At 72.8% G+C, this 14,372-nt stretch carries 16 protein-coding genes; 10 read left to right on the top strand and 6 right to left on the bottom strand.

The genetic code is table 11. The features are described 5' to 3' along the window. Positions 1–54: 54 nt before the first annotated feature. On the top strand, positions 55–717 hold the full coding sequence (locus J2S55_RS33280) for a TetR/AcrR family transcriptional regulator (RefSeq protein ID WP_306868958.1): 663 nt from the start codon (positions 55–57) through the stop codon (positions 715–717). A 36-nt stretch (positions 718–753) separates the two neighbouring features. Here J2S55_RS33280 and J2S55_RS33285 read toward each other — a convergent pair whose 3' ends face one another. Genes J2S55_RS33285 through J2S55_RS33295 form a run of 3 tightly spaced genes read right to left on the bottom strand, consistent with a single transcriptional unit; the run spans position 754 to position 3,386 of the window. Then, complete coding sequence (locus J2S55_RS33285; protein ID WP_306868961.1) at positions 754–1,767, bottom strand: NAD(P)/FAD-dependent oxidoreductase; 1,014 nt, start codon at positions 1,765–1,767, stop codon at positions 754–756. Next, the gene (locus J2S55_RS33290; protein WP_306868963.1) at positions 1,764–2,324 is read right to left on the bottom strand and encodes an isoprenylcysteine carboxyl methyltransferase family protein; all 561 of its coding nucleotides are present in this window, start codon (positions 2,322–2,324) and stop codon (positions 1,764–1,766) included. Before J2S55_RS33290 ends, J2S55_RS33285 begins: the two co-directional genes overlap by 4 nt. Positions 2,325–2,330: 6 nt before the next feature. Beyond that, positions 2,331–3,386, bottom strand: coding sequence for a type III polyketide synthase (locus J2S55_RS33295; RefSeq protein ID WP_306868966.1), 1,056 nt, complete (start codon positions 3,384–3,386; stop codon positions 2,331–2,333). Between the two features lie 117 nt (positions 3,387–3,503). Here J2S55_RS33295 and J2S55_RS33300 point away from each other — a divergent pair, with 117 nt between their 5' ends. The 5 genes from J2S55_RS33300 (at position 3,504) to J2S55_RS33320 (ending at position 7,815) form a co-directional block, all read left to right on the top strand. Next, positions 3,504–4,529 carry a UbiA family prenyltransferase gene (locus J2S55_RS33300; RefSeq protein ID WP_306868968.1) on the top strand — a complete coding sequence of 342 codons (1,026 nt, stop codon included), beginning with the start codon at positions 3,504–3,506 and terminating at the stop codon, positions 4,527–4,529. Positions 4,530–4,603: 74 nt separating this feature from the next. Beyond that, on the top strand, positions 4,604–5,791 hold the full coding sequence (locus J2S55_RS33305; RefSeq protein ID WP_306868970.1) for an RtcB family protein: 1,188 nt from the start codon (positions 4,604–4,606) through the stop codon (positions 5,789–5,791). 153 nt (positions 5,792–5,944) lie between these two features. Further along, complete coding sequence (moaA, locus tag J2S55_RS33310) at positions 5,945–6,934, top strand: GTP 3',8-cyclase MoaA (RefSeq protein WP_306868972.1); 990 nt, start codon at positions 5,945–5,947, stop codon at positions 6,932–6,934. Further along, positions 6,931–7,500 carry a molybdenum cofactor guanylyltransferase gene (gene mobA, locus J2S55_RS33315; protein WP_306868973.1) on the top strand — a complete coding sequence of 190 codons (570 nt, stop codon included), beginning with the start codon at positions 6,931–6,933 and terminating at the stop codon, positions 7,498–7,500. Before moaA ends, mobA begins: the two co-directional genes overlap by 4 nt. 75 nt (positions 7,501–7,575) lie before the next feature. Then, positions 7,576–7,815: a DUF6457 domain-containing protein gene (locus tag J2S55_RS33320; protein WP_306875676.1), complete on the top strand. Its 240-nt coding sequence runs from the start codon at positions 7,576–7,578 to the stop codon at positions 7,813–7,815. Between the two features lie 243 nt (positions 7,816–8,058). On the opposite strand, the gene J2S55_RS33325 is transcribed toward J2S55_RS33320, so the two are convergent. After that, complete coding sequence (locus J2S55_RS33325) at positions 8,059–8,370, bottom strand: DUF3099 domain-containing protein (protein ID WP_306868977.1); 312 nt, start codon at positions 8,368–8,370, stop codon at positions 8,059–8,061. A 119-nt stretch (positions 8,371–8,489) separates the two neighbouring features. On the opposite strand from J2S55_RS33325, the gene J2S55_RS33330 reads away from it, so the two are divergent. Together J2S55_RS33330 and J2S55_RS33335 are read left to right on the top strand one after the other, a co-directional pair. After that, the gene (locus J2S55_RS33330) at positions 8,490–8,702 is read left to right on the top strand and encodes a dodecin (protein WP_306868978.1); all 213 of its coding nucleotides are present in this window, start codon (positions 8,490–8,492) and stop codon (positions 8,700–8,702) included. A 52-nt stretch (positions 8,703–8,754) separates the two neighbouring features. Next, on the top strand, positions 8,755–9,807 hold the full coding sequence (locus J2S55_RS33335) for a linear amide C-N hydrolase (protein ID WP_306868981.1): 1,053 nt from the start codon (positions 8,755–8,757) through the stop codon (positions 9,805–9,807). Here the strand turns inward: J2S55_RS33335 and J2S55_RS33340 are convergent. Further along, a complete protein-coding gene (locus J2S55_RS33340) occupies positions 9,804–11,171 on the bottom strand; it encodes a metallopeptidase TldD-related protein (protein ID WP_306875678.1) in 1,368 nt (455 codons plus the stop codon). The genes J2S55_RS33335 and J2S55_RS33340 overlap by 4 nt on opposite strands. Before the next feature lie 130 nt (positions 11,172–11,301). Continuing rightward, positions 11,302–12,801 (bottom strand): TldD/PmbA family protein, encoded by a 1,500-nt coding sequence (locus J2S55_RS33345; protein WP_306868984.1) that lies wholly within the window; start codon positions 12,799–12,801, stop codon positions 11,302–11,304. Positions 12,802–12,878: 77 nt separating this feature from the next. Between J2S55_RS33345 and J2S55_RS33350 the strand changes: the two genes are divergently transcribed. Together J2S55_RS33350 and fabI are read left to right on the top strand one after the other, a co-directional pair. Next, entirely contained in the window at positions 12,879–13,583 is a 705-nt protein-coding gene (locus J2S55_RS33350; RefSeq protein ID WP_306868987.1) for a beta-ketoacyl-ACP reductase, read from the top strand. 1 nt (position 13,584) lies between these two features. After that, positions 13,585–14,349 (top strand): enoyl-ACP reductase FabI, encoded by a 765-nt coding sequence (gene fabI / locus J2S55_RS33355; protein WP_306868990.1) that lies wholly within the window; start codon positions 13,585–13,587, stop codon positions 14,347–14,349. Positions 14,350–14,372: the final 23 nt, after the last annotated feature.

A 14,372-nucleotide genomic window follows, 5' to 3' on the forward strand; every position in this document is an offset into this window, starting at 1 on the left:
AGAGCACATACGGCGTAAGCTTCGTCGGACAGTCCGGAGGGGAAGGATCACTCGATGGCCCGGCGTGAGCCGTTGAACAGGGAGAAGGTTCTCGACGCCGCCCTGGAGCTGGCCGACAGAGAGGGCTTGGAAGGGCTGTCCATGCGGCGCCTGGCGAAGACGCTCGGCGTCGAGGCGATGTCGCTGTACAACCACGTCTCCAACAAGGCGGATCTCATCGACGGCATCGTGGAGCGCGTGTTCGAGCAGGTCGAGCCCCCCGACCCGGCGCTGCCCTGGCCGGAGCGGGTGCGGACGTCGGCGCTGGCCCTGTACCGGGTCTTCAGCCGCCACCCGGTGGTGCCGCTGGCGCTGGCCACCGACCGGTCCAATCCGACCTCGCCTCATGCGATGAGGACGATGGACGGCCTGGTGGGAGCATTGTTCGAGGCGGGGTTCGACGAACTGGGCGCCTGGCGGGCGCTCGGGGCCGTGAACGGGCTGGTGTTCGGCGCGCTGCTGCTGTCGACGGGCGGGTTCACCGGCGCCCCCGGAGTGCACGCGGGCGAGGAACAGGTCGGGGTCTACATCCGCCGGCTCGACCCGGCGCGCCTGCCGCACTTCAGCAGGCTGCTGGCCTGGACGACCGAAGACCTCGTGGATCCGGAGGCTGACTTCGAGCAGGCTCTGGACACGCTGATCCAGGGCCTGAGGTCGGTGCGGGGACCGGATCGCTAGGTCGTCGGCTCCGGCCCGGACCCCGGGTCCTCGGGCTCAGGCCAGCGCGTGCACCGCCGCGCCGAACAGGGCGGGCAGCCGCTGGGCCGCGGGGACGATCAGCCGCGCGGACGCCCGGTGCCGGCGGGTCTCCAGCAGGGCCCCGGTGAGCAGCCGGTGGCGCCGTGACAGCCTCAGCCAGGCCGTCTCGTACGACTGCGGGGCGCCGGCCCGCAGGCAGCGCACCAGGGCACGCGCCGACAGCAGTGCCAGCGACACCCCCTCGCCGGTGAGCGCGTCGGTGTATCCCGCCGCGTCGCCGACCAGCAGCACCCGCCCGGCGACCCGGGCGCGCACCCGCTGGCGCAGCGGCCCGGCGCCGCGCACCGGGGTCGCGGCCGGCCCGTCCAGCCGGGCCAGCAGGTCCGGGAAATCCGCCAGGTGCTCCCGGTATCCGCGGCGCCGGGAGCTCAGCACCGCCACGCCGACGAGATCGTCGCCCACCGGGGTGACGTACGCCTCGCCGTCGGCGGCCCAGTGGACCTCGACGAAGTCCGTCCAGGGCGCGACCCTGTAGTGCCGCCGCAGGCCGTAGCGGCGCGGGCGGCGGTCGGGCAGCTCCAGCCCGAGCAGGGCGCGCAGCGGGGAGTGCAGGCCGTCGGCGGCCACCAGCCAGCGGGCCCTCAGCCCCGCCGCCTCCACCCCGTCGCCGTCCTGCCGCACCCCGGCCACCTTGCCGGGGACGGTCCGCACCCCCAGCTCGGCCGCCCGCCGCGACAGCGCGGCGTGCAGCGCGGTGCGCCGCACGCCCAGACCGTGGCCGTCGCGGAACTCGGCCTGCGCCCCGTGACGCCCGTCCAGGTAGCGGATCCCCCGCAGCGGCCGGCCGGACACCTCCACGCCCAGCGACCGCAGCGCGGCGGCCCCGCTGGGCATCAGTCCCTCGCCGCACGCCTTGTCCACCGGCGCGGGCCGGGGCTCGACGACGACCGCCTCCATCCCGGCCAGCGCCGCGTGGACGGCGGTGGCCAGGCCCGCCGGCCCGCCGCCGGCGACCAGCACGTCGATCACGCCGTGGCCCGTCCGGGCGGCGGCACCGGGGCGAGTGAGGCCAGGGCGATCTCCTCGCACCGGATCCGCACCACCATCAGCGCGGCGTTCAGCACGGTGAACGTCAACGCGGTGACCCAGGCGCCGTGCACCAGCGGCAGCGCCAGGCCCTCCACGGCCACCGCCACGTAGTTGGGGTGGCGCAGCCAGAGCAGGCGGTAGGGGCCGCGCGTCACCGGCGGCATGCCGGGCACCACGATCACCTGGGTGTTCCAGCGGTGGCCCAGCGCGCCGATGCACCACCAGCGCAGCCCCTGCGCGGCGATCACCAGGGCGAGCATGGGCCAGCCGAGCGCCGGAACCGAGGGCCGGCCGGCCAGGCCCGCCTCCAGCAGGCACCCGGCCAGCAGGCCGGTGTGCAGGGCGACCATCCACGGGTAGTGGCCGCGCCCGGACACCACTCCGCCGCGGGCCAGGCTCCAGCGCGTGTTGCGGCGCGCGACGACCAGCTCGGCGAGTCGCTCGGCCGCGACGAGCAGCACGAGCAGCACGTACCAGGACGACAGATGCTCCGACATCGGCCCCTACCAGCGCAGCAGGACGAGTTCGGAACAGAAGCCGGGCCCCATCGCGATCAGCAGTCCCGGCGTGCCCGGCGGTGGCCGCAGCGCGAGGGTGTCGCGCAGGACGTGCAGCACGGAGGAGGACGACAGGTTGCCCACCTCGGCCAGCGAGCGCCAGGTGAGCTCCAGCGCGCCGTCCGGCAGCCCGAGCGTCTCGGCGACCGCCTCCAGGACCTTCGGGCCGCCGGGGTGGCACACCCAGGCCGTCACATCCCCCGCCGTCAGGCCGTGGTCGGCGAGGAAGCCGTGCACGTCGTCGGCCAGGTAGGTCCGCACCACGTCCGGGACGCTCGCGTCGAGCACCACCTGGAAGCCGGTGTCGCGGACGTCCCAGCCCATCACACCCTCGGAGCCGGGATACAGGTGGCCCCGGGTGGCCAGCACCGACGGCCCCCCGGGCTCGGGCCGCCGCTCGCCGCCGCAGGCCACCACCGCCGTCGCCCCGTCGCCGAACAGCGCGCTGGCCACCAGGTTGGCGGGGGAGGCGTCACCGCGTTGCAGGGTCAGGGAGCACAGCTCGACCGACAGCAGCACGGCCACGTGGCCGGGCCAGCCGCGCAGGTAGTCGTGGAGGCGGGAGATCCCGGCGGCCCCCGCCACGCAGCCCAGCCCGAACACCGGCACCCGCTTGACGTCGGGGCGCAGCCCGAGGCGGCCGGCCAGCCTGGCGTCCACGGACGGCGCGGCGATGCCGGTCACCGAGGTGAACATGATCATGTCCACGTCCTCCGGCGCGAACCCGGCCTCCTCCAGCGCGCCGCCGACCGCCTCGGCCCCCAGTTCGACGGCGGACTCGACGAAGACGTCGTTGGCCGCCCCGAAGCCGTCGAGCTTGGGGTACTGGTCGAGGGGGAGCGCCAGATGGCGGAACTCGACCCGTGCGGAGGCGTGCAGGCGCTCCAGCAACCGGCGGTCGGCGTCATCGGGCAGGCACATCCGCGCGAACGCGTCGGTGATCTCGGCCTGGGAGTGGCGGTTGGGTGGGAGCGCGCCGCGCACCGCCGCGATTCGCGTCATTGATGGGATGCCTTCCGACGGCCGACAGCGGACATCCGGATCTTGCCCAACTGCGCGTGCGGCATGCCTCGCGGCCCGAGACGCCGGCGCGGCGCCGGAGCCGCCTACGATCGGTCCGTGACGACGAGCGGGCATGCGCGCCGCGACCGCGACCGGCTCCCGGGGCGGCCGCCCGGCCTGGCGGCCGTGCCGGGACTGGCGCGGGCCTGCCATCCAGGACCCACCGCCGCGGTCACGGTCCTGGTCACCGCGCTGGCCGCGGCGGCCGGGCGGGACGCGGCGGGATGCGGCCTGGTGGCCGCCGCCGTGCTGGCCGGGCAGTTGTCCATCGGCTGGTGCAACGACGCGGTGGACGCCGGGCGGGACGTCGCGGCGGGCCGTACCGGCAAACCGGTCGCCGACGGCACGGTGAGCGTCCGGGCGGTGTGGACCGCCGCGGCCGCCGCTCTGGCGCTCTGCGTGCCGCTCTCGCTGGCCTCCGGCCTGGCGGCCGGGGCCGTCCACCTCGCCGGTGTCGCCGCCGCCTGGGCCTACGACCTGAGGCTGAAGGCCACCGTGCTGTCGTGGCTGCCGTACGCGGTGGGATTCGGCTCGCTGCCGCCGTTCGTGACCCTCGGGCTGCCGGGCCGGCCGTGGCCGGCGTGGTGGGCGGTCCTCGCCGCGGCGCTCCTGGGCTGCGGCGCGCACCTGGCCAACGTGCTGCCCGACATCCCCGCCGACCTCGCCACCGGGGTCCGCGGCTGGCCGCAGCGGATCGGCGCGGCCCGGGTCCGCGCCCTGATCCCGGTGCCGCTGCTGCTGGCCACCGGCCTGCTGGTCTTCGGCCCGCCGGGGCCTCCCGGCGCGGGGGGCTGGGCGGCGCTGGTCGGAGCCGGGGCCTTCGCCCTGGGCGGACTGCTGCTCGGAGGGCGATCCCCGAAGGCTCCCTTCGCGGCGGCCGTCGCCGTCGCCGCGGTCGCCGTCGTGCTCCTGCTCGCCCGGGGCACCGGGATCGCCGTGGCCGACGCGAGGGTCGACGGCTCCTACGGCCTGGGCGGCGGCAGCGACGACATCCAGGCCGCCGGCCGGCTCGTCCACCGCGACGCCGGCGGCCCTGAAGCTTTAAAAGCATTTTTGCTGGTAAGCAAGGATATGAACCTTTAATTCGGTTGCCAGAACGGTGAGGTTCTGGCGTCATGGTCGTCATCGACTGATCGGCCGGAGGGAGGCGATGCGGGATGACGTACAACGAGGTCCTGGGGGGCCGCGCGCCGATCCGCATGTGGGCCGATCCGGCCGGGGTCGAGCCCGAGGTGATGCGGCAACTGCGCAACGTGGCGGACCTGCCGTGGGTGCACGGGGTCGCGGTGATGCCCGACGTGCACCACGGGATGGGCGCGACGGTGGGTTCGGTCGTCGCGATGCGCGGCGCGGTCTCCCCGGCGGCGGTGGGCGTGGACATCGGCTGCGGGATGACCGCGGTGAAGACCTCCTTCAAGGCCGCCGGCCTGCCCGACAACCTGGCCTACCTGCGCTCGAAGCTGGAGCAGGCGGTCCCGGTCGGGTTCGGGCACCACAAGCGGCCGGTCGATCCGACGAGGCTGCACGGCCTGAAGACCGCCGACTGGGCGGGCTTCTGGAAGGACTTCGACGCCCTGGCCCCGGCCGTGCACGCGCGGCGTGAGCGGGCCGAGGTGCAGATGGGCACCCTGGGCGGCGGCAACCACTTCCTGGAGATCTGCGCCGACGACGAGCAGAACGTGTGGGTCGTGCTGCACTCCGGGTCGCGCAACATCGGCAAGGAACTGGCCGAGTTCCACATCGGGCAGGCCCAGAAGCTGCCGCACAACCAGGACCTGCCCGACCGGGACCTCGCGGTGTTCGTCGGGGGCACGCCGGAGATGGACGCCTACCGGCGCGACCTGTTCTGGGCGCAGGACTACGCGCGGCGCAACCGGGCGGTCATGACGGCCCTGGTCTGCGACGTGCTCCGGCGCCACCTGCCGGGCATCGCCTTCGAGCGGCCGATCACCTGCCACCACAACTACGTGGCCGAGGAGCGTTACGACGACGTGGATGTGCTCGTCACCCGCAAGGGCGCGATCCGCGCGGGATCGGGCGAGTTCGGTATCATCCCCGGCTCGATGGCGACCGGCACCTACATCGTGAAGGGCCTGGGGAACGCCGACGCGTTCAACTCGGCCTCACATGGTGCCGGTCGCCGGATGAGCCGGACGAAGGCGAGGAAGACCTTCACGCTGGCGGACCTCAAGGCGCAGACCGACGGCGTCGAGTGCCGCAAGGACACCGGGGTGATCGACGAGATCCCCGGCGCCTACAAGGACATCCGGTCGGTCATGGCGGCGCAGACCGACCTCGTCGAGGTGGTCGCCCACCTCCGGCAGCTCGTCTGCGTCAAGGGCTGACCCGCCGGCCGCCGCCGGGGCGGCCCTCCAGGAATGAACCGGCCGCCGGTGATGTTGCCGCGGATACGGCCTGGCTTTGGGGTGAGTAGGGGGCTGGCCTTAGGCTGGCCCCCTGCTTGGATGAGGATGAATGGTGTGAGGAGGTGACGCCCGATGCTGCGAGACTCGTTCGGCCGGGTGGCGACTGATCTACGGGTGTCCCTCACCGACCGCTGCAACCTGCGGTGTTCTTACTGCATGCCCCCCGAGGGCCTCGACTGGCTGCCCAAGCCCGACCTGCTGACCGCCGACGAGATCGTCCGGCTGGTGACCATCGGGGTGGAGCGGCTGGGCATCACCGAGGTCCGCTACACCGGCGGCGAGCCCCTGCTCCGCCGCGAGCTGGTGGAGATCGTGGCCCGCACCGTCGCCCTCCGGCCCCGGCCCCAGGTCTCGCTGACCACCAACGGCATCGGGCTCGCCCGGCTGGCCGCCCCGCTCGCCGAGGCCGGCCTGGACCGGGTCAACGTCTCCCTCGACACCCTCGACAGGGAGACCTTCGCCAAGCTCGCCCACCGCGACCGGCTGACCGACGTGCTCGACGGCCTGGCCGCGGCCGACGCCGCCGGGCTCCGCCCGGTCAAGGTCAACACGGTGCTGATGCGCGGGATCAACGACCACGAGGCCGCCGGGCTGCTGGGCTACTGCCTCGAACGGGGCTACGAGCTCCGCTTCATCGAGCAGATGCCGCTGGACGCCCAGCACGGCTGGCGCCGGGAGAACATGATCACCGCCGACGAGATCCTCGCCCGGCTGAAGGAGTCCTACGACCTGACCGACGACGACCCGGTGGAGCGCGGCAGCGCCCCGGCCGAGCTGTTCCTCGTCGGGGGCGGGCCGGCCAGGGTCGGGGTGATCGGCTCGGTCACCCGGCCGTTCTGCGGCAGCTGCGACCGCGTACGGCTCACCGCCGACGGCCAGATCCGCAACTGCCTGTTCGCCACCGACGAGTCCGACCTGCGCGTCGCCATGCGCTCGGGAGCCGGCGACGACGAGATAGCCGAGCGCTGGCTGGCCGCGGTCCGGATCAAGAAGGCCGGGCACGGCATCGACGACCCGTCCTTCCTGCAGCCGTCCCGCCCGATGTCCGCCATCGGCGGATGAGCGCGCGCTACGACGCGTGCATCCTGGCGGGTGGCCACGCGAGAAGGCTCGGCGGGCAGGACAAGCCGGGCCTGCGCGTCGCCGGACGGCCGCTGATCGAAACGGTGGCGGCGGCCGTGCCGGACGCCGGCAGGCTCGTCGTCGTCGGGCCGCACCGCCCCGGACTCGCGCGGGGGATCTTCGTACGGGAGGATCCGCCCGGCGCCGGGCCTATCCCGGCGCTGCGGGCCGGGCTGGCCGAGGTGAGCGCGCCGTGGGTGGCGCTGCTCGCCGCCGACCTGCCGTTCCTGACCGCCGGGCACGTCTCGGCGCTGCTGGCGGCGGCGCGGACGGGGGCGGTGCTCGTCGACGACGGCGGGCGTGAGCAGTGGCTCGTCGGAGTCTGGCGTACGGCGGAGCTCGGCGAGGCGCTCGCCCGCTACGAGGGTCGGTCGCTGCACGGGCTCCTCGCCCCGCTGGCCCCCGTGACGCTTCATCTCACCGGGGAGCCGTGGTTCGATTGCGACACGCCGGCGGATCTGCGGCGGGCCCGGAGCGGCGAGCCGGGGCCGCCGACACAGGTCTGAACGCCCGGCGAGAGCCGCCGGAGCGGTGATGTCCCGGGGCGAGAGCGCCCCCCTTGCGAGGAGTGAGAGTTGAACGTGCTGACGGAGTGGACCGCGATCGTCTGCCGCGAGCTGGGCGTCGACCCCGCGGAGATCGACCGTGACGCGCTGCTGGACCTGACCAAGGAGGTCGCTCACGGGGTGACGCGTCCGGCCGCGCCGCTGACGGCGTATCTGCTGGGACTGGCCCAGGGGGCGGGCACGGCGCCACCGGACGCGGTGGAGCGGCTGACCGCGCTGGCACAGGAGTGGGAGCGGACGGCGGGCGACAGCTAGGGTCCTGCCGACAGGCGCGGCCGGCGATCCGGGGAAGCTGGAGACTCCGGAACCGGAGGCTCTGGAAGAGCTGGAGGCCCTGGAAAAAGGGCGACGCCGGGTGGTTACGGGGGCAAACCACCCGGCGCCGCTTCATCGGCGTTCCGACGGGGGCCCGGAACGCCGGCACCAGTGCCCCGACGGGGGACCAGGGCACTTGGCTAAAGCGTACACCTACTACCCCTGAGATGCGTCAAGACTTAGTCACGACCCGATCTCGCGTCGGTGGAGCGGGATCTCGTTCTGGCCGTTTTCCGCCATGTCAGGGGTGCTGATCGGTCCGCGCTGCGGGGCGTTGGCCCCGATGACGGCAACATATGGTAAAAAGATCGCCCCGGCGAACAGCAGGAGCCGGACGGGCAGCGGAGCCGGCACCGTGAAGGCGAGAATGAGACAGACGAGCCGGATCCCCATCTTGATGAGATAGTTCTTCTCCCGCTTCCCGATGTCCTCGCTCAGCGACGGCCGGGCATCGGTTACCTGGTGGACCACCCGGCGCTTGTGCCATACCTTCACCACTCCAACTTAGACCTCGGACGGGGCGGGTCCAACTCCGCCCTCGGACCGGGCCGGGCCCGCGGATCGGGACGGCGCCGGAGGGCGTGCGATCATGGCCGCCGGGTAAGGATGACGGCATGACGGATCGCACATATCGGGTGACCGAGATAGTCGGCACTTCGGAGGAGAGTCTTGAGGCGGCCATTCGCAACGGCGTCCGCCGTGCCTCGCAGACCCTGCGTCACCTCGACTGGTTCGAGGTGACCGAGGTCAGGGGGCACATCATCGACGGCGAGGTCGGCCACTTCCAGGTCGGCATGAAGGTCGGATTCCGCCTGGAGGACGCCTGACCCCGGACGCCTGATCTTGTACGGCGCGGCCCCGGCGGAGCAGACTACGGGGATGGGAGATCTCCACCGCGTCATGGGAGCCGCGCTGGCCGCGGCGCTGCTGCTCGCCGGATGCTCCGCCCCGGTGGGCGGCTCCGCGGCCCCTCCGGCCGCCGCGCCGTCCGCATCCCCACCCGCCTCCCCGTCCGCCGGGCCCGTGCGCGGCGGCGCGCTCGACCAGAGCGCCGCCGACGTCCGGCGGACGCTCGGCAGCCTGCGCCGGCTGGACGACCTGCCGCTGTACGAGATGACCTTCCACGGCTTGTACGACCGGGAGGCCGCCGTCAGCGAGGAGGACCTCGCCGGGCGCGCCGACGGCTGGGCCTGCTCACTGTTCCACCTGGCGGGGGAGCGGCCGCTGTTCGGCCGCAACTTCGACTGGGACCCCAACCCGGCGATGGTCGTGCACGCCGACCCGCCCGACGGCTACGCCTCGGTGTCCACGGCGGACCTGTCCTACGTGCTCGGCAGCGCCGCCACGCCGGACACGGCCGACCCAGGGGTCCGCCGCAGGCTCGCCCACGCCGTGCTCACCCCCTTCGACGGAGTGAACGAGAAGGGGCTGGCGATCGGCATGGCCGCGGTGCCCGACGGCGAGCTGCCGCCCAGGACCGCCGGCCGCCCGGTCGTCGGCAGCGTGCGGATCATCCGGGTGATGCTGGACAAGGCCGCGACCGTGGACGAGGCGGTGGCGATCATGCGCCGCTACGACATCGACTTCACCGGCAGTCCGCAGATCCACTACCTGCTCGCCGACGCCGGCGGGAAGTCGGCCGTCGTGGAGTTCGCCGGCGGCAAGCTCAACGTCATCGAGGACCGGATCCTGACCAACTTCGCCATGACCGGCACCACCGGTGAGCGGCGCATGACCGACACCCGCTACGGCGAGCTCGCCGACGGCCTCCCGGCAGCCAGGACCTGGCAGGACGGGATGGACCTGCTCCAGCGGGTGGCCCAGGGGCACACCCGCTGGTCGGTCGTCTACGACCTCACCGACGCCACCGCCCGCCTGGTGACGGCCAAGCGCTGGGAGCGGGTGCACACCATCCCGCTCACCCAGCGCTAGCTGGCCTGGCTGACCGTCGACATGTTGAAGTCGGGCACCCGGAGCGGCGGCATGACCGCGCGGGTGAAGTAGTCGTTCCACTCGCGCGGCAGGGTCTGCTCGGCGGCGCCGACCTCGGTGAGGCGGCCCAGCAGGTCCACCGGGCTCTCGTTGAAGCGGAAGTTGTTCACCTCGCCGACGACCTCACCGTTCTCCACCAGATAGACGCCGTCCCGGGTCAGCCCGGTGAGCAGCAGGCTCTGCGGATCGACCTCGCGGATGTACCACAGGCAGGTGAGCAGCAGGCCCCGCTCGGTGGAGGCGATCATCTCCTCCAGCGAACGGCCGCCCGCGGGCCCCTCCATGATCAGGTTGTCGATCGCCGGGGTCACCGGCAGGCCGGTCAGCTCGGCCGAGTGCCGGGTCTGGATCAGGCTCGCCAGGGCGCCGTCGGAGATCCAGTCGGTGGGCGTCAGCGGCAGGGTGTTGTCGAACACCGACTGCTGCCGGCTGGAGGCGTGCGCGACCACGGCCGGCGCGCACTCGATGCCCGGCGCGGCCGGATCGCTGTACAGGCGGATCGGCAGCGGGGAGAGGGCCTCCCCGACGCGGGTCCCGCCGCCGGGCCTGGAGAAGACCGTACGGCCCTCCAGAGCGTCCCGGGCGCCGGCCGTCCAGTACAGGTAGATCATCAGGTCGGCCACGGCCGTCGGCGGCAGCAGCGTCTCGTACCGTCCGGCCGGCAGGTCGATCCGGTTCTTGGCCCACTCCAGCCGCTGGGCCAGCGAGGCGTCCAGCGCCGCCACGTCCACGTCGGAGAAGTCGCGGGTGGCCACGCCCGTCCACGCCGAGCGCTTCATGTCCGGCGATTTGGCGTTGAGCTCCAGGCGCCCGGTGGGCTGGGTGTGCCGGAGCCGGGCCCCGGCCGAGGTGCCCACGAAGGTGGTGGTGACGATGTGCTCGGCGAAGCCGTACAGCCTGCGCCCGCCCGCCTCGGCCCGGGCGAAGGCCTCGCCCAGGGCGGGGGCGAAGGTGCCGAAAACCCCGATGGAGGTGGGCTCGGCGGGCAGGTCCCAGTCCGCCGAGCGAGGGCCCTCGACCAGCGGCCGGGCGTCCTCCGACGGCGTCGCGTCCTCCGCGGCGTGATCGGCCGCGGCGACGACGTCGGCGAGCTGCTCGGGGCGGACCGCCGCCCGCGACACCACGCCGACCCCCCGGCCCACGATCGAGATCACGGTGAGCTGCGAGGAACGGCCCACGCCGTTGGTGGTGAGAGTGTTCCCCGCGAACCGCAGGTTGGCGCTGGAGCCCTCTTCCACGATCACGACGACGTCGTCGGCCGTGGAGAGGTCCAGGGCCTTTTCGATCATCTCCTGAGGGCTCATCCCGCTCCCTTCCCGGCGGCCGGCCGAGGCGCTCGCCGAGATGTCGTTTCCTTCGATCCGCTCGCTCATACGATCTCCCCGCCCGGGGCCCGGAGCCCGCCGCGGACGCCGGCCCGCTCGCCGCGCCCGCTCATTTGCCGCTCTCCTGCAGGGTGTTGAGGACGCGCACGTCGCGGAAGAGCGCCGACGGGCAGCCGTGGCTGACCGGGGCGACCTGGCCGGGCTGGCCCTTGCCGCAGTTGAACGCCCCGCCCAGCACGTAGGTCTGCGGGCCGCCGACGGCCGCCATCGACCGCCAGAAGTCGGTGGTGGTGGCCTGGTAGGCGACGTCGCGGACCTGGCCGGCGAGCCTGCCGTTCTCGATCCGGTAGAACCGCTGGCCGGTGAACTGGAAGTTGTATCGCTGCATGTCGATGGACCAGCTCTTGTCGCCCACGACGTAGATGCCGCGGTCCACCCCGGAGATCAGCCCCTCGGTGGAGGGGCCGTCGGGCGCCGGCAGCAGCGAGACGTTGGCCATGCGCTGGATCGGCATGTTGCCGGGGGAGTCGGCGAAGGCGCAGCCGTTGGAGGCGCCGAGGTCCTTCAGCCGCGCCATCCGCCGGTCGAGCTGGTAGCCGACCAGGACGCCGCCGGAGACGATGTCGAAGCGCTTGGCCGCCACGCCCTCGTCGTCGTAGCCGATCGTGGACAGGCCGTGCTCGGTGGTGCGGTCGCCGACCACGTTCATCACCTGCGAGCCGTAGACCAGCTTGCCGAGCTGGTCGAAGGTGGCGAAGCTGGTGCCGGCGTAGGCGGCCTCGTAGCCGAGGGCCCGGTCCAGCTCGGTGGCGTGCCCGATGGACTCGTGGATCGTCAGCCACAGGTTGGACGGGTCGATGACCAGGTCGTAGCTTCCGGCCTCGACCGACGGCGCCCTGAGCTTCTCCTCCAGCAGTTCGGGGAGGCGGGCGAGCTCGTCGGGGAAGTCCCAGGCGGTGCCGGTGAGGTATTCGTACCCCCGGCCGACCGGCGGGGCCAGCGTGCGCATCGACTCGAAACGCCCGCCGTCGACCTTCATCACCTCCAGCTCCGGGTGCAGCCGCACCCGCTGCTGGGTGGTGGAGGTGCCGGAGGTGTCGGCGTAGAACTTCTGCTCCTTGACCTGCTTCAGCGAGGCCTGGACGTGGTCCACGCGCGGATCCCGCAGCAGGCCGTCCGACCAGCCGGCGAGCAGGGCGACCTTCTCCCGCATCGGCACCTCGAACGGGTCGACCTCGTAGGCCGAGACCCAGGTGACGTCGGAATGGACCGGCTCGGGGGCCAGCTCGATGGGCTCGCGGTTGACCGCCGCGGAGATGAGCGCCACCTCCACCGCCTGCTCGGCGGTCCGCACGGCCGCCTCGGGGGTGAGCTCGATGCCGGAGGCGAACCCCCAGGTGCCGTTCTTGACGACCCGCACGGCGTAGCCGAGGTCGTCGGCGTCGATGGAGCCTTCGAGCGTGGCGTCGGACAGGCGCAGGGTCTCCGAGCGGACGCGCTCGAGCCGGAAGTCGGCGTGCTCGGCGCCGAGGTCACGGGCGCGTTGCAGGGCCGCGTCCGCCAGCCGCCTCATGGGCAGAGCGAGGAAATCGGGATCGATCTGGCGCATGTCAACGATCCTAGCCCTGTGATCTTGTCCCCCACGGACAAGAGGTTTACCCCCGGGTAGCCGATAGCGTCAGCTCTATGGCTCGATCTGTTCTCGTAACCGGCGGCAACCGCGGCATCGGCCTCGCGATCGCCCGCCAGCTCGCCCAGGCCGGTGACGCCGTCGCCGTGACCTACCGCTCCGGAGAGCCCCCCGAGGGGCTGTTCGGCGTGCGGTGCGATGTGACCAGCACGGCCGACGTCGACGCGGCGTTCGAGAAGGTCGAGGCCGAGCACGGCCCGGTCGAGGTGCTCGTCGCCAACGCGGGCATCACCAAGGACACGCTGCTGCCGATGATGAAGGAGGACGCCTTCACCGACGTCATCGACGCAAACCTGACCGGTGCCTACCGGGTGGCCAAGCGCGCCACGCGCGGCATGCTGCGGCTCAAGCGCGGCCGGATCGTGCTGGTCTCCTCGGTGGTGGCGATGCTCGGCTCGGCCGGGCAGAGCAACTACGCCGCCTCCAAGGCCGGGATGATCGGCTTCGCCCGGTCGGTGGCCCGGGAGCTCGGCTCGCGCGGCATCACGGTCAACGTGGTCTCCCCGGGCTTCGTGGAGACCGACATGACCGCCGCGCTCGACGAGGCGTACCAGGAGCAGATCCGCAAGAACATCCCGCTGGGCCGCTACGCCAGCGCCGACGAGGTCGCGCGTGTGGTCAAGTTCCTGGCGAGCGAGGACGCCGCCTACATCACCGGGGCCGTCATCCCCGTGGACGGCGGCCTGGGAATGGGGCACTGACATGGGAATCCTCGAAGGCAAGCGCATCCTGGTCACCGGCGTCCTGACCGACGCCTCGATCGCCTTCTCCGTCGCCAAGCTGGCCCAGGAGGAGGGCGCGAAGGTCGTGCTGACCGGTTTCGGCCGCCTCAGCCTGGTCGAGCGCATCGCCAAACGGCTCCCCGAGCCGCCGCCGGTGATCGAGCTGGACGTGCAGAACGTCGAGCACCTCGACTCGCTGGCCGACCGGGTCGGCGAGCACCTGGACGGGCTCGACGGCGTGGTGCACTCCATCGGCTTCGCCCCGCAGAGCTGCCTGGGCGGAAACTTCCTGAACACCTCGTGGGAGGACGTGGCCACCGCCCTGCACGTGTCCACCTACTCGTTCAAGTCGCTGGCCGTAGCCTGCCTGCCGCTGATGAAGGAGGGCGGCGCGGTCGTCGGCCTCGACTTCGACGCCAGCAAGGCCTGGCCCGTCTACGACTGGATGGGCGTGGCCAAGGCCGGCCTGGAGTCGTGCTCCCGCTACCTGGCCCGCGACCTGGGCAAGCACGGCATCCGCGTCAACCTGGTCGCGGCCGGGCCGCTGCGCACGATGGCGGCCAAGAGCATCCCGGGCTTCAAGGAGTTCGAGGACAGCTGGCCGGACAAGGCGCCGCTCGGCTGGGACCTGGGCGACACCGTGCCCGCGGCCAAGGCCTGCCTCGCGCTGATGTCCGACTGGTTCCCGGCCACGACCGGTGAGATCGTCCACGTCGACGGCGGCGTGCACGCGATCGGCGCCTGAGGGACGCGCACGTGCCCGGACGG

Origin of the sequence: Streptosporangium brasiliense (assembly GCF_030811595.1) — a bacterium.
In the GTDB taxonomy this organism is placed as follows: Bacteria; Actinomycetota; Actinomycetes; order Streptosporangiales; family Streptosporangiaceae; genus Streptosporangium; species Streptosporangium brasiliense.

Excerpts from the sequence above, each read along its gene's own strand:
- J2S55_RS33330 (WP_306868978.1), top strand. The coding sequence starts at position 8,490 with ATGACGGATCGCACATATCGGGTGACCGAGATAGTCGGCACTTCGGAG.
- moaA (WP_306868972.1), top strand. The coding sequence starts at position 5,945 with ATGCTGCGAGACTCGTTCGGCCGGGTGGCGACTGATCTACGGGTGTCC.
- J2S55_RS33305 (WP_306868970.1), top strand. The coding sequence starts at position 4,604 with ATGACGTACAACGAGGTCCTGGGGGGCCGCGCGCCGATCCGCATGTGG.
- J2S55_RS33290 (WP_306868963.1), bottom strand. The coding sequence starts at position 2,324 with ATGTCGGAGCATCTGTCGTCCTGGTACGTGCTGCTCGTGCTGCTCGTC.
- J2S55_RS33280 (WP_306868958.1), top strand. The coding sequence starts at position 55 with ATGGCCCGGCGTGAGCCGTTGAACAGGGAGAAGGTTCTCGACGCCGCC.
- J2S55_RS33340 (WP_306875678.1), bottom strand. The coding sequence starts at position 11,171 with ATGAGCCCTCAGGAGATGATCGAAAAGGCCCTGGACCTCTCCACGGCC.
- J2S55_RS33345 (WP_306868984.1), bottom strand. The coding sequence starts at position 12,801 with ATGCGCCAGATCGATCCCGATTTCCTCGCTCTGCCCATGAGGCGGCTG.
- J2S55_RS33295 (WP_306868966.1), bottom strand. The coding sequence starts at position 3,386 with ATGACGCGAATCGCGGCGGTGCGCGGCGCGCTCCCACCCAACCGCCAC.
- J2S55_RS33335 (WP_306868981.1), top strand. The coding sequence starts at position 8,755 with ATGGGAGATCTCCACCGCGTCATGGGAGCCGCGCTGGCCGCGGCGCTG.
- fabI (WP_306868990.1), top strand. The coding sequence starts at position 13,585 with ATGGGAATCCTCGAAGGCAAGCGCATCCTGGTCACCGGCGTCCTGACC.
- J2S55_RS33350 (WP_306868987.1), top strand. The coding sequence starts at position 12,879 with ATGGCTCGATCTGTTCTCGTAACCGGCGGCAACCGCGGCATCGGCCTC.
- mobA (WP_306868973.1), top strand. The coding sequence starts at position 6,931 with ATGAGCGCGCGCTACGACGCGTGCATCCTGGCGGGTGGCCACGCGAGA.